The organism is Ureibacillus aquaedulcis (assembly GCF_030418165.1).
GTDB lineage: Bacteria > Bacillota > Bacilli > Bacillales_A > Planococcaceae > Ureibacillus > Ureibacillus aquaedulcis.
On sequence record NZ_JAUHTQ010000004.1, the window covers coordinates 280,793 to 294,236 of the forward strand.

The following is a 13,444-nucleotide window of genomic DNA, read 5'->3' on the forward strand; positions in this document are numbered from 1 at the left end:
GTTTTTCTTGTAGAAGACGAACAATGGTTGCATAATTGTTACATACTGTTGAAAAATAATCTTGCTATTGGCCATAATATTTATAAGTAGGATACTTTTAGGAGGGCTTCCATGAAAATAACAATTGAATGGACATACAAAACGAAAAATGGGGTTGAAACAATATTCCGTTCCGATGAAATGCCACCTGCACATGCTTTAACAATAGGGGAAGATTTGGAGAAAACCGGACGAGCGAAAAATATTCAGTTTATGGATCAACATGACAGTACTTGGATGGCTAAAGAGCTTAAAAAATATATAAAAGAAATCGAGACGGAACCACATAATGTAAAAGTTTATTTTGATGGGGGGTACGATATTCAAACGAGTAATGCTGGTTTAGGGATTGCTATCTATTATGAACAAAATGGAAAATCGTATAGACTAAGACGCAATGCCCCGGCTTCCGGATTGAATTCAAATAATGAAGCAGAATATGCGGCACTCCATTTGGCTATTGTTGAACTTGACTTGTTGGATGTACATCATCAAACCGTTCAATTTTTGGGAGATTCACAAGTTGTCATCAACCAGATGAGCGGCGAGTGGCCGGCTTATGAGAAAGACCTTTCAAGCTGGGCGGACCGAATTGATGAAAAATTAAATGAACTCGGAATTACACCGGAATTTGAACTCGTTCCACGCAAATTAAATGCAGAAGCGGATAGACTAGCTACTCAAAGTCTTCAAGGAGTTGGAATTACTGGACAAATCGAACTTCAATAGGTAGGTCAGGATTTATTATTTTGCAAGTTTAATTCAATTCTACGATATTATTATTATGTAAACCAAAGCAACCTAGTACCCATCATTTTTCCACTTCTTTCGTTCTATTTTAAACTGTCCCTGCATAAATAAAATGGGTGAGAGAATCTATCATTTTACAATAATAGGGGGAGAAGGAATGGAAGAAGCAGTAGTAAAAAGAATTGGTATCAGTGATCTAGTTGACAAAGTTTGTTCACCAGAAGCAGCAGCGTCATTAATTCAAAATGGTGATATCGTCGGAATGAGCGGTTTCACACGTGCAGGTGATGCAAAAGTAGTTCCATTGGCTCTGGCGGATCGTGTGGAAAATGAAGAATTAAAAATCGACGTTTATACTGGAGCTTCTTTGGGACCGGAAGTCGATCAAGTGTTGGCGCAAGCAGGTGGCATCCGAAAACGCGGACCTTATCAAGGCGATCCTGCCATTCGAAATTTAATCAATACCGGGGAAGTTTTATATGTGGATGCTCACCTTTCCCATAATGCGGAATTAGTGCGTCAGGGAATCATTGGACCAATTGATTTTGCCATTATTGAAGCGACGGCGATTACAAGCGATGGTTTTTTAGTACCAACAACCTCTGTTGGAAATTCCCCAATCTATGCGAAATACGCAAAGAATATTATTGTTGAATTAAATTTAGCGCACTCTGAGTCACTGGTTGGGGTTCATGATATTTATATCCCCGAAGACCAAGGCGAAAGAAAACCAATTCCAATATTGAATCCAACCGACCGCATTGGGGACATCGGCATTAAGGTTGATCCGGAAAAAATTATAGCGATTGTTGTTTCCAACGAACAGGATGCTCCATCACTTATTGTGGATCCTGACGATGAAACACAGGACATGGCGGATCATTTACTGAATTTCCTTCGCAGTGAGATAAAAGCAGGCCGCCTTACTAATAAATTGGCACCGCTGCAATCGGGTGTCGGTTCTGTTGCGAATGCTGTATTGGAAGGATTTAAAGAGTCTGAATTTGAAGATTTGGTTATCTTCTCGGAAGTGTTGCAAGATGCGGTATTTAACTTGATTGATGCTGGGAAGGTATCCTTTGCGTCATGCACTTCCATTACAATCTCTGAAGAATTGCAGAAAAAAGTCTACGGAAATATTGAAAATTATTCTGACAAGATCATCATTCGACCACAAGAAATTTCAAATCACCCCGAAGTGATCCGTCGCTTGGGTCTGGTTGCCATTAACGCAGCATTGGAAGTTGATATATACGGAAATGTAAACTCCACACATGTGGGTGGGACAAGGATGATGAATGGTATTGGAGGATCGGGTGACTTTACACGCAACTCACGATTAAGTATATTTGTTACGAAGTCCTATGCAAAAGGCGGAAAGCTATCTTCCATTGTGCCGATGGTTGCGCATCATGATCATACAGAGCATGATGTACATGTCATTGTCACAGAACAGGGAGTAGCCGATTTACGCGGCCTGGCACCGAAAGAGAGAGTGCCTTTAATTATTGAGAATTGTGTACACCCGGATTTTAAAACGCAACTTTGGGATTATTATAATGAGGCTGCCAACTTGACAGGCAACGCACATACGCCTCATAACCTGGAAAAGGCACTATCCTGGCATGTAAACGCAGCTAAAACGGGAACAATGAAATTGTAAAAAACATACGAGCGCAAGCCTTTTGTTAGAAGAAATTTTAACAAAAGGCTTGTTTTATTTGGAATTGTTAATCTAATCCCTATAATCTGCTACAATCATTTTAGCGAACAATTAGAAAGTAGGATTTTTATGTATAAAACAATCGGTGTTCTTGCTCACGTGGATGCTGGAAAAACAACTTTTTCAGAACAGCTCCTTTATCATACGGAGAGTATTAAAGAACGTGGTCGTGTGGACCATCAAGATGCCTTTTTGGATAATCATTCAATTGAACGTAAGCGTGGCATTACGATTTTTGCGGAACAGGGCAGGATCGACTATAAAGGCGATACATATACTTTAATCGATACACCGGGACATGTCGATTTCTCACCGGAAATGGAGAGGGCCATCCATGTCATGGATTATGCGGTTGTCATCATTAGTGCCATTGATGGCATAGAAGGCCATACAGAAACGGTATGGAATCTATTAAGGCAATATCATGTACCGACCTTCATTTTTATAAATAAGATAGATCGTGAAGGAGCGGATGTTTCTGAAGTCATGAGGGCCATAAGAAAAGAACTATCGGGGGATGCAGTTCTGCTAAATGAACAGGTGACTTCAGATTATATACCGGAATATATTCTTGAGTGGTTAGCTGAACGGGACGAAATGCTGCTGGAGCAATATATGGAGGGTAAGATAAACTTCCCTTTGTTTTTTTCCGCCTTTCAGTCGATGGTCAAAAATGAGCGTACATTTGTATGTATGGCAGGCTCAGCACTGAAGGATATTGGTATAATGGAATTCTTTGACCAGTTGTCGCTATTAACACCAACCGATTTTGACGACAGTTTATCCTTCAAAGGGCAAGTATTTAAAATCCGGCATGTTGACAACAATCAGCGGATTACTTTTATAAAAGCAATTCAAGGAACCTTGGAGGTCCGTCATGAGTTCAAGTTTCCGCACACAACCGAAAAAGTAACCGAAATTCGAAGATACAACGGAAATCGATATGATACGGTACAAAAAGTGGCAGCAGGAGACATTTTTGCAGTTAAGGGACTATCCCATCCACAAATTGGGGATGTAATCGGAAATGAAACAATTACGCAAGAGAAGGTTGAACTTGTTCCAACGCTGCAGGCAAAGGTTGTGTATAACGGCACAGAGCATATAAAGGAAATTCTTCGTTTTTTCCGTATATTAGAATCGGAAGAGCCGACTTTAAAAGTTGTATGGAGTGAAAAATTCCAGGAAATTAACGTGCATGTAATGGGGATTATCCAACTTGAGGTCTTAATTGAAGTGGCAAAGGAACGTTTTGGCATTACGATTGAATTTGGCAACCCGGAAATTTTATATATGGAAACTATTCAAAATAGTTGCGTCGGTTATGGACACTTTGAACCGCTAAAGCATTATGCCGAAGTACACTTGAAAATGGAGCCGGCTAAAAGAGATTCAGGAATTTTATTTAAAAATGTTTGTCATGCGGATGATTTATCTATCGGCCATCAGCGGCTGATTGAAAAGCATTTATTCGAACGGGAACATCACGGTCTGCTCACTGGTTATCCCGTGACGGATATTTGCTTTACCTTATTAACGGGCCGTGCGCATAATAAGCATACGGAAGGTGGAGACTTCAGGGAAGCAACTTTTCGGGCATTGCGTCAAGGACTTGAACAGGTGGAGAATGTGTTGTTGGAGCCTTACTACCGTTTTAAAATGAAAGCTTCTATAGACTATATGGGACGGATGTTGACGGATATTCAGCAAGCAAGCGGGATTTTTGAATCACCAAGTATAGAAGACGACCAAGTGACGATTACCGGAAAGGCACCGGTCTCAACATTTATGAATTACAGTACAACGTTTGCTGCATACACGAATGGGAAAGGTATAATTTCACTTCAATTTGGCGGATATGATGTATGCCATAATGCTGAAGAAGTAATTGAAAGTATTGGCTACGATAAAAATGCAGATCCCGAATATACATCCACAAGCATTTTTTGTGCAAAAGGGAAAGGATATTCAGTTCCATGGGGTGAAGCCGAGGAAGCAATGCACTGCATAAAAAAATAGGTTTCCTTTATAACATATCCCCAAAAATCAGTTTTATTTAAATGCAGTATAAATGAATCAAAGAAAAACAAACTAATTTTGTAATTTAAAATTAGGAGGTTATTTCAATGAAACAAAATCCACAAGATGTGGCAGGAAGACCAAAAAAATTTGTTAGCAAAGAAGAAATGATAAACAACACAAAGGACAATATGCGTGAAGCTGAAATCAGCATGGAATTTGCTGGTGAAGAAGAACTGGAACACCTCCAGGAAAAAAATGAACGCCGAAAACATGCAATACAACGAATGAAAAATGAACCATTAACTTAAACTTTTTAGCTAATCCCAAAAGAACATCTCAAAATAGAGCGGGCATGGAAGTATCGTTGTGTTCATGTTAGGGACCCCATGCAACCAGAGCGGTGTTAAATAAACATTAACACTGCTTTTTTGTATGATGCTAAAAAAATTATAAAAAATAAAAAGTGGAATGTAAGTAAGCCAGTTTTATGTTAAAATAATTGGACGGCATAACCACATGAATTTGTGTTTTTTAAATTGCTTATTGAAACTAACATACACTTTCATCGCCCTATCAACTTATCAGCGACAGGGACTGAACAAAGAAGAGAAAGTTTTATTGGAGGCTTATGATGAACTATAAAATTATTAACAAACCAGTATTCGAACAAGCACAGGTTCGTTCAGTATCAGATGTTGAATTTACTGAAGAACAACTGCAGGAAGGAATGAAGTTGGCTGTTTCCAAAGTGGATCCAACACTTGCCCTGTATTTAATTGATGCTGAAGGTAAAAAGAAATTTGAAGTTCGTTGGGACGATTCTTCTGAATTGTTTAACGGATGGTATTCTGCCTGGGATAACTTTACGTGGTGCCTAGGAATTGTAGAACCACCAAAAGAACAATAAATTTAATTCAGAGATTCAAATTCAATCTAAGAGCTCCTGCTATTAAAGTAGGGGCTTTTTTCTTTTTTACATTTTAAATTGCTTTATCTATTAAACATTGGCTTCACCGGTGCGATAAATATATAGGAAGATATCTAGGATGAATTATCTATCCCTAAAGATAAATAGGACAATTCATTTTCCTGAATTGTTCATCTGTACGGTAGGTGCTATTAGAATTTTGATATGTGTGTCAATCAAATGATGGGATGATAAAGGAACTTTTTCATATCTATTGTAAAATTTAACATGCTTATATTATATATCTTTTAGTAGTATGATAATTCTATTATTGGAGAAATAGAAGGTGTGATAAAAATGAAATTTAAAAACTCGCTAACATTTCAGCTTGGCACAATTATCGCGGGTATACTTGTTGTAATGATCCTGATTACATCAGTTGCTACATACAATACGGCATATAGTAAACTATATGAGGCAGCAGGAATAGAAGCATACGGTTGTGCCAATATTACGACTGGCCTTATCGAGCCAGCCCAGCTAATAAAAGCGGTTGCTGGCGACGAAACGGCCCAGGCCAATATTGGGGAACAATTAAATTGGACAACTGCCCACAAAGATATTTTTGAAAATCAATACATACTTGATTTACAAGGGAATTTAGTAGCAGTAGATGACCATTTAAAAGAACAGGGATTTAAACCAGGGGATTCATTTGAATATGATGAGGAAGCTGTCTCAAATCTTGTCGAAATGGGTCATCCGACTTATTCAAAACCCTATGAATTTGCGGGAATCAAACGCCTTTCGGGTTATGCACCAATATACGAAGATCATGATCCAGCCAAAGAAATTATCGCTATTAGCGTGATCGATTTTAATGCGGAAATTGTAACGGAACGTACCAGGGGAGTTGTAAGTGAAGGAATCCTTATAAGTATAATTCCAATGCTTATTGCTGCACTGGTTACAGCGTATCTAATACGACGTAAAACTAAACCTATTTCACTATTGATTGCTCAAGCAAAAGAAATTACAGAAGGAAATTTGACAGTAGAACCGACGGAAGTAAAAAGCAAGGATGAGATTGGTGACTTGGCAAGTGCATTGAATAGTATGACCTCCAAGTTGCAGAGCATGATTGCTACAATGAGTGCCACATCCCATCAAATTACTGAAAATGCCAATGAAACAGCAAGCTCTTTAAATGAAATTAATCAATCAATGCAAATCGTTTCCAATAATATAGATGAAGTATCCAGTGCAATGACGGATGGCATGCATCACGGCGATAATGCTTCAACTGCTCTAATGCAATTGGCAAGTGATTTGCAAAGTATGAAGAGCAAGGCAGATCATACAGTAGAAAACTCCAATAAAACGATGCAAGTTGCAGCACAAGGGGAAGAACGCGCGAAACAAATCCGCCTTGATATGGAAAAAATCCGTAAGGGTTCCCAGGAGGTAAATAGTACCATTCAACAGCTCGTGAATTCTGCCGAAAAAATCCAAAATATTACGGCATCTATTGCGGGAATTGCTTCCCAAACTAATTTACTGGCTCTAAATGCTTCCATTGAGGCTGCAAGAGCAGGAGAACATGGTAAGGGATTTGCTGTAGTAGCAGAGGAAGTTCGTAAACTTGCTGAGCAATCCAATGCAGAAGTAAACGAAGTAGAAAAGTTAGTAAAAGATATTATGATTCGTATCGGAAATGTCCTGATTTCATCTCAAGAAAACGACAAGTATATTGAAATGGGCAGTCAAACGGTTCAGGTGACCACAGACGCCCTACACCAAATATACTCAGCTGTTTCCGAAACAGTAGCAGAGATTTCGATTATGTCGGAGCTATTATCTACCGAAACGGCAAAATCCGATGAAATTGTTCAAAGAATCCAGGAACTGGTACATTCAATTCATGAAATTGAAAGTATGATGAATCATATTGCTGCAGCTTCTCAGGAATCTACTGCAAATATTCAAGAAATATCCAGCCGTTCGACTGAATCTACCAATATGGCAGAAAAACTAGAGAATTATGTAAAAACTTTCAAAGTTAAATAGCAGAAAATTAAGAAGTAAACTAAAATTAGTAGTAGAATAATAGAATCAAGCATAAATAAGAAGTGTACCATCAGGAAAAGGATGCGTACACTTCTTTTATACAATCAATCATTTTTACCACAAATCCTAAGCTTTTATATAAAAACAAAATCGTAATCTTTAGGGGTGAGCTTTTTGATAAAATATCAAACAAATCATGTAACAATTTTTCAAAGTGTATTATATAAAACAACATCCCTTGTTATTCGAACCGAAGATTGCATAATAGTAGTTGATCCAAACTTACTCCCAGATGAAGTCCTTGAAATACGGCAATATGTTGACAAGTTTAAGGAAGATAAACCAATTTATTTAGTTTTTACTCATTCTGATTGGGACCACATTGCTGGGTTCGGGGCTTTTCAAGATGCTGTCGTAATTGCCGCCGAAGCCTTACAAACAAGAGAAGGTAAAGAAGATATACTAAATCTGATTCGACAATTCGATGATCAATATTATTTGGATCGTACCTACCCGTTACTTTTCCCAACCGTTGATATCCCTGTCTTGGAGGATGGACAAGTGTTTGATATCGGTCAAACCAAGCTTACGTTCTATCTAGCTGAGGGACATACTGATGATGGGATATTTGTGGTGGTGGAACCACTTGGTATCTGGATTGCAGGGGACTATCTATCGGATGTTGAATTTCCATTTATCTATCATGATAGCGAGAAATACGAACAAACAATTGGGAAGACAGATAGGATCCTGGGTTCCCATGATATCAAATTACTGGTACCAGGCCATGGAACGGCAACAGATATCAAGGAGGAAATTATCTTCAGAAAAGTACTTTCCTATCGCTATATTCAAGAACTCCGAAAAGCTGTAAAGGAAAATTCAGACCATCAGTTTTTGATCCAGGGGTATAAATATAAGCAAGATCAAATGAATAGCCATAACGAAAATGCAGCTTTAGTTAGAAGAGAGCTGCATAGGTCCAATGAAATTTCTAAAGCTTAAAATGGAAATTTTTCTTTAGTACACTCCCGGCAAATGCCGCATAAACTATAGAGGTGTATAAAAGGGGGTGTCCATGAATTGGCCATTTATATTAACAAAGAGCACCCAGGAGTGTTTTGTAATAACCAACCAATTCCTGAACCAAATCAAGTTGAGTATCGAAGAGATTACTTATCCGAGGTCATCAATCAACAAATGATTGAAAATCGTAAACTTCAGCAGAGTTTCGTTCATATGCAGCTTTCACAAAATGACTGGAATCAGCACCAAGCCATCCAATATAAAAAATTAAACAAACGCTTTAATGAGTTAAGAGTACTTCAAGAGCAGCAGGAAGCAATGGAGCACAGAGTAATCGATTGGCTAGAAAAAATAGAAGATCAAAACAGCATTTTGCAACAAACCATAAACTATGATCAACGCATTCAAAATGAGTTGTTGCAACAAGTAAACCAAATCGACCATCGCTTGAATGATGAGCTGCTTCAACAAGTAATTCAAATTGACAAACGGATTCAAAATGAGTTGCAACAACAAGTAAATCAAATTTACCAACGTATTCAAAACGAACTAATGCAACAGGTAAATCAAATTGATCAACGTATCCAAAATGAATTGCAACAACAAATAACGCACTTAAGTCAAACTCAAAGTGACATGTCCCAGCAACTTAACGTTGTAGGAGAGGAACAAAAAGAATTTGTCAAAATAATAGCAGATTTCACTTTGTACAATGAAGGTATAATCACACGTTTAGAACAAATGACTAAGGCAAATGGGAAGATGGAAGTACAGATGGCAGGGCAAAGTGATTTTAATCTGCAAATTGCCGATCAACTAAGAAGTATTGAAGAAACTCAAAAGGATGCATTGAGTCGAAAAGATAATCATGAGGGGCTAATGGAAAAAATAATGCTCCAGTTAGATCATTTACGTTCCATAGTGTTTGAACGCACGAATTTCTTGGAGGAAAAAGTAGAGAAAATTATACAAAATTCGGCTGAATATTCCCAAAAATAAAGAACTAAGTATTTGAAGAACCACGAATTGCTTAAATGGCATACATTCGTGGTTATTTTATATAGAAGATATTAAAATAAAAAGAAAATTTTACACTTGGATTGAATTAATTCCTTATATTTGATACAGTATAAGAAATATGAATCAATGATGTGACCAAGTAAATGGAAATTGTGAGACAGAAAATATAGCAATTGCTGAGAGCTATATCACCACTTTTCGTTGAAACCTATCACGGAGATGCACAACTTGCCGAGTCGTTAACGTTACAAACGCTTAGAGGGTAATTGCAATCAGTGTCTATAGTAGGACTTAGAAATATTGCTATTGCCAAAGTAAGGTGGTACCACGTCTATTATGCACAAAGGCGTCCTTGTCATGAGGGCTCTTTGTGCTTTTTATTTGCTTAAATATAGAGGATACTGGGAGCTTCCCCGATAACCTCGTTGTTTTTGGATGGATGTTTAACCAGAGGGAATATAACCAAAACTTGGAACAACTACCAGCAATGATAGATATGTACACCAAAATAGGGCATAGGGCAGATCAGAAAGTAAAAGATGTGTGATTTGTATAGGTGCAGTGATGGACAATCATCAAAAAAGATTCACATACCGAGTTTTCAAAATTTAGGAGGAAACAAAATGTCACAACAAACGAATGATTTTTCGAAATGGTATATTGATACAATCCAAAAAGCAGATTTAATGGACTATACACCAGTGCGTGGATGTATCGCTTTTAAACCGGATGGCTATGAGCTTTGGGAGCATATTCAAGGGGAAATGGATCGCCGATTTAAAGAAACCGGCCACCGAAACGCCTATTTCCCAATGTTGATTCCTGAGTCTTTCTTCCAAAAAGAAAAAGATCATATCGAAGGATTTTCACCGGAGCTTCCATGGGTAACCGAAGCAGCAGGGGAGCAGTTAGAGGAGCGTTTAGCACTTCGCCCAACTTCCGAAACAATGATCGGTCACTTATACTCCGATTGGATTAAAAGCTATCGCGATCTGCCAGTATTAATTAACCAATGGGCAAATGTATTCCGTTGGGAAAAGAAAACACTGCCATTCATCCGTACTTCTGAATTCCTATGGCAAGAAGGGCATACTGCACATGTGGATGAAGAGGATGCCCGCAAAGAAACAATGCAAATGCTGAATATCTATAAAGAAGTGGTGGAAAACTTCTTGGCGATTCCTGTATACGATGGTCAAAAAACACCTTCTGAACGTTTTGCCGGGGCGGTGGATACGTATTCGATCGAAGCGATGATGAAGGATGGAAAAGCTGTACAAGCAGGTACTTCACATTATTTAGGTACAAAATTTGCTGAAGCATTTGATATTAAGTTTTTAAGTAAAGAAAACAAACACGAATATGTCCATACAACATCTTGGGGTACTTCAACTCGTTTAATCGGTTCAGTCATCATGGTACACGGTGATGAACAAGGGCTGGTATTGCCTCCAACGATTGCACCAACACAAGTTGTCTTAATTCCGGTAGGGCCATGGAAAAAGAATCCTGCAATTATCGAGAAATTGGATGAAATCTTTGCCAGCTTAAAAGAAAAAGGTATCCGTGTTCGCCTGGATGATTCGGATCAATCACCTGGTTTCAAATTCAACGAATGGGAACTAAAAGGGGTACCAGTCCGCATCGAACTTGGGCCACGCGATCTGGAAAACAACCAAGTATTATTAAAGGCACGTGATGAAGCTGACAAACAATCAGTAGAATTAGGATCAGTTGTCGAAAAAATTGAAGCGGAACTAAAAGAAATGCAGACTCGTCTATTTGAAAAAGCAAAAACATTCCGTGATGCCAATTCTCATACACATATTGATTCATTGGATCAATTAAAACAACACTTGGCGGATTCAGAGAAAAACGAAACAATCCCTGGTTGGGTACTTGCCGGATGGTGTGGAGATGACGCATGTGAGTCAAATGTAAAAGACGAAACAAAATTCACTACACGTAACATTCCATTCAATCCGCCAGCAGAAAAACATACATGCATTAACTGTGGCAAAGAAGCGAAACACACAGTTTGGTTCGGCCGCGCATATTAAAAAAAATTCGAAACACTGCTCTCTTATAAAAAGGGGGTAGTGTTTTTATATTTCTCTTTATAGCTAAAAGTGGGAAGCTACCTAGGGTAGAAATTTCACAATATATTTTGGGGATTAGGGAGGTTCGCAATTTTGGAATGTGAGAAGATCGTAGTTAGTAGGACAAAGAACGGGTTCATAATGAATGGCATATCACAATATAGCGATTAATAAGTCAAATAAGGGAATCGCAAGAATGGAATGTCACGAAAAAGCACTCAACGAGATAAACCGGACTGTATTCTAGGTTCAAATGTCCCCATACAATGGCCACCTTGATAAAAATGTATCTACCAACCCACAAAAATATCCACCTATAATAGGCGGATACAAATTCATACTATTTTTTCATTTTTTTAGCAAAGGGAATAAATTAGAGACATGATTAATGATTCTAATCTTTCTTGTGTCATATTTATCAGCTCCCTTTGTTTAATTATGAGTCTTGCATACGAATAAATGAGCGATATATGCGATAGTATGAACTTCTTAAATTAGTTTGCAACTCGGGACAAATTTCATACACTAAACTTGAATCACGTAAAAAACCGCCTTATCCATATGAAATAAGGCGGTTTCTTTAGTTAAATTAAGTATAATCAATTACACCGATGATGTTCATATTGGTCTAACTGTGCACTAACACGCTCAACTTGTATGGTCGCGTGTTCAATATGAAAGTCATCATGCAATATTTTTAAAGCATCTTTTATTACCTTATCATGTTCGTTCCGCACAATTTCTAAGTGGCAACTGACGGTTGGGAAATCCGAGGTAATACTCCACACATGAAAATCATGAATACCAACAACTCCTTGTATATTAAGCAAGGCCTCCCGGATTTGTTTGACATCTGTATTCAGCGGAGTTCCTTCCATTAATATGTGGAAGGATATGGCCGTAATTTCAAATCCATTTCTTAAAATAATGATGGAAATAAGGAGACTTGCAATTGGATCGGCTATTGACCAGCCGAACAGCAGAATTAGAAGCGAAGCGACAATAGCGCCAACCGATCCTAGTAAATCGCCCAAAACATGCATAAAAGCTGCTCGCACATTGATATTTTCGTTTGTATCGGCTCTTGTTAAAATGAAAGCAACAATAATGTTAACAATGGTACCGGTGATGGCTACTGCCAGCATACCTACACTTGAAATTTCTTCTGGATTCGCAAGTCTTTGTAAAGCCTCATAGATAATTACTAGAGCAATCCCCACTAGTAAAATACCATTAAATAATGCAGCTAAAATCTCCAGTCGTTGATAACCGAAAGTCATTTTACTATTTACAGCTTTCTCGCCTAATTTAAAAGCCAGCAATCCTATACCTAATGACAAGGCATCACTTAGCATATGTCCAGCGTCCGATAGTAGGGTTAAACTATTGGTTAGCAACCCGCCGATGAAAACGACAATGACAAAACAAGCAATGATGAAAAAGCTAATTAATAGTGCTTTTTTATTTTTTGAATGATGATGATTATGGGAATGAGAATGCGCCATTGATAGACCTCCAATTTAGTTTTGTTGAAGAGGGAAGTAGCAGTTTATTCTTGTTGGAAATTGTCCGCTCTTTTGAACCCAGATATTTATGTTTTCTTTAAAAGGTATTCGATTGATAAACTCAGTATGCCTGTTTAATAGAAATTGTGATTGATGATTTTGATTGCCAAGTAGAGTGGAAGTGAGCCCATCCTATTGAAGTTGAAAATTATTAAAATTCAAGCTTTCATAATGCGAAATTAATGATATCTTTCTACACCATCAAAAAAATAAAAAAGGCCCAAAA

General features: G+C 37.9%; 10 protein-coding genes. 9 read left to right on the plus strand and 1 reads right to left on the minus strand.

The genetic code is table 11. The features are described from left to right. Nucleotides 1-111: 111 nt before the first annotated feature. The 9 genes from QYB95_RS08345 to proS all read left to right on the plus strand — a co-directional run bounded on the left by QYB95_RS08345 (nt 112) and on the right by proS (nt 11,614). A complete protein-coding gene (locus QYB95_RS08345) occupies nt 112-768 on the plus strand; it encodes a ribonuclease H family protein (protein WP_301137859.1) in 657 nt (218 codons plus the stop codon). 178 nt (nt 769-946) lie between these two features. After that, nucleotides 947-2,452, plus strand: coding sequence for a succinyl-CoA:acetate CoA-transferase ScpC (gene scpC, locus QYB95_RS08350; protein ID WP_301137860.1), 1,506 nt, complete (start codon nt 947-949; stop codon nt 2,450-2,452). Between the two features lie 129 nt (nt 2,453-2,581). Further along, nucleotides 2,582-4,531: an elongation factor G gene (locus QYB95_RS08355; protein WP_301137861.1), complete on the plus strand. Its 1,950-nt coding sequence runs from the start codon at nt 2,582-2,584 to the stop codon at nt 4,529-4,531. A gap of 107 nt (nt 4,532-4,638) precedes the next feature. Further along, a complete protein-coding gene (locus QYB95_RS08360) occupies nt 4,639-4,842 on the plus strand; it encodes a hypothetical protein (protein WP_301137863.1) in 204 nt (67 codons plus the stop codon). 320 nt (nt 4,843-5,162) lie between these two features. Beyond that, entirely contained in the window at nt 5,163-5,441 is a 279-nt protein-coding gene (locus tag QYB95_RS08365; protein WP_301137865.1) for a hypothetical protein, read from the plus strand. A gap of 357 nt (nt 5,442-5,798) precedes the next feature. Continuing rightward, on the plus strand, nt 5,799-7,508 hold the full coding sequence (locus QYB95_RS08370) for a methyl-accepting chemotaxis protein (RefSeq protein ID WP_301137867.1): 1,710 nt from the start codon (nt 5,799-5,801) through the stop codon (nt 7,506-7,508). 174 nt (nt 7,509-7,682) lie between these two features. Continuing rightward, nucleotides 7,683-8,513 (plus strand): MBL fold metallo-hydrolase, encoded by an 831-nt coding sequence (locus QYB95_RS08375; protein WP_301137868.1) that lies wholly within the window; start codon nt 7,683-7,685, stop codon nt 8,511-8,513. Between the two features lie 78 nt (nt 8,514-8,591). Then, complete coding sequence (locus QYB95_RS08380) at nt 8,592-9,533, plus strand: hypothetical protein (RefSeq protein ID WP_301137869.1); 942 nt, start codon at nt 8,592-8,594, stop codon at nt 9,531-9,533. Between the two features lie 644 nt (nt 9,534-10,177). Beyond that, nucleotides 10,178-11,614, plus strand: a complete 1,437-nt coding sequence (gene proS / locus QYB95_RS08385; protein ID WP_301137871.1) for a proline--tRNA ligase — start codon at nt 10,178-10,180, stop codon at nt 11,612-11,614. A gap of 638 nt (nt 11,615-12,252) precedes the next feature. Here the strand turns inward: proS and QYB95_RS08390 are convergent. Next, on the minus strand, nt 12,253-13,158 hold the full coding sequence (locus tag QYB95_RS08390; protein WP_301137872.1) for a cation diffusion facilitator family transporter: 906 nt from the start codon (nt 13,156-13,158) through the stop codon (nt 12,253-12,255). Nucleotides 13,159-13,444 lie beyond the last annotated feature (286 nt).

Bases quoted from the DNA above. Each gene is read 5' to 3' on its own strand.
- QYB95_RS08345 (WP_301137859.1), top strand. From the start codon at position 112: ATGAAAATAACAATTGAATGGACATACAAAACGAAAAATGGGGTTGAA.
- QYB95_RS08360 (WP_301137863.1), top strand. From the start codon at position 4,639: ATGAAACAAAATCCACAAGATGTGGCAGGAAGACCAAAAAAATTTGTT.
- QYB95_RS08390 (WP_301137872.1), bottom strand. From the start codon at position 13,158: ATGGCGCATTCTCATTCCCATAATCATCATCATTCAAAAAATAAAAAA.
- QYB95_RS08365 (WP_301137865.1), top strand. From the start codon at position 5,163: ATGATGAACTATAAAATTATTAACAAACCAGTATTCGAACAAGCACAG.
- proS (WP_301137871.1), top strand. From the start codon at position 10,178: ATGTCACAACAAACGAATGATTTTTCGAAATGGTATATTGATACAATC.
- QYB95_RS08370 (WP_301137867.1), top strand. From the start codon at position 5,799: ATGAAATTTAAAAACTCGCTAACATTTCAGCTTGGCACAATTATCGCG.
- QYB95_RS08355 (WP_301137861.1), top strand. From the start codon at position 2,582: ATGTATAAAACAATCGGTGTTCTTGCTCACGTGGATGCTGGAAAAACA.
- scpC (WP_301137860.1), top strand. From the start codon at position 947: ATGGAAGAAGCAGTAGTAAAAAGAATTGGTATCAGTGATCTAGTTGAC.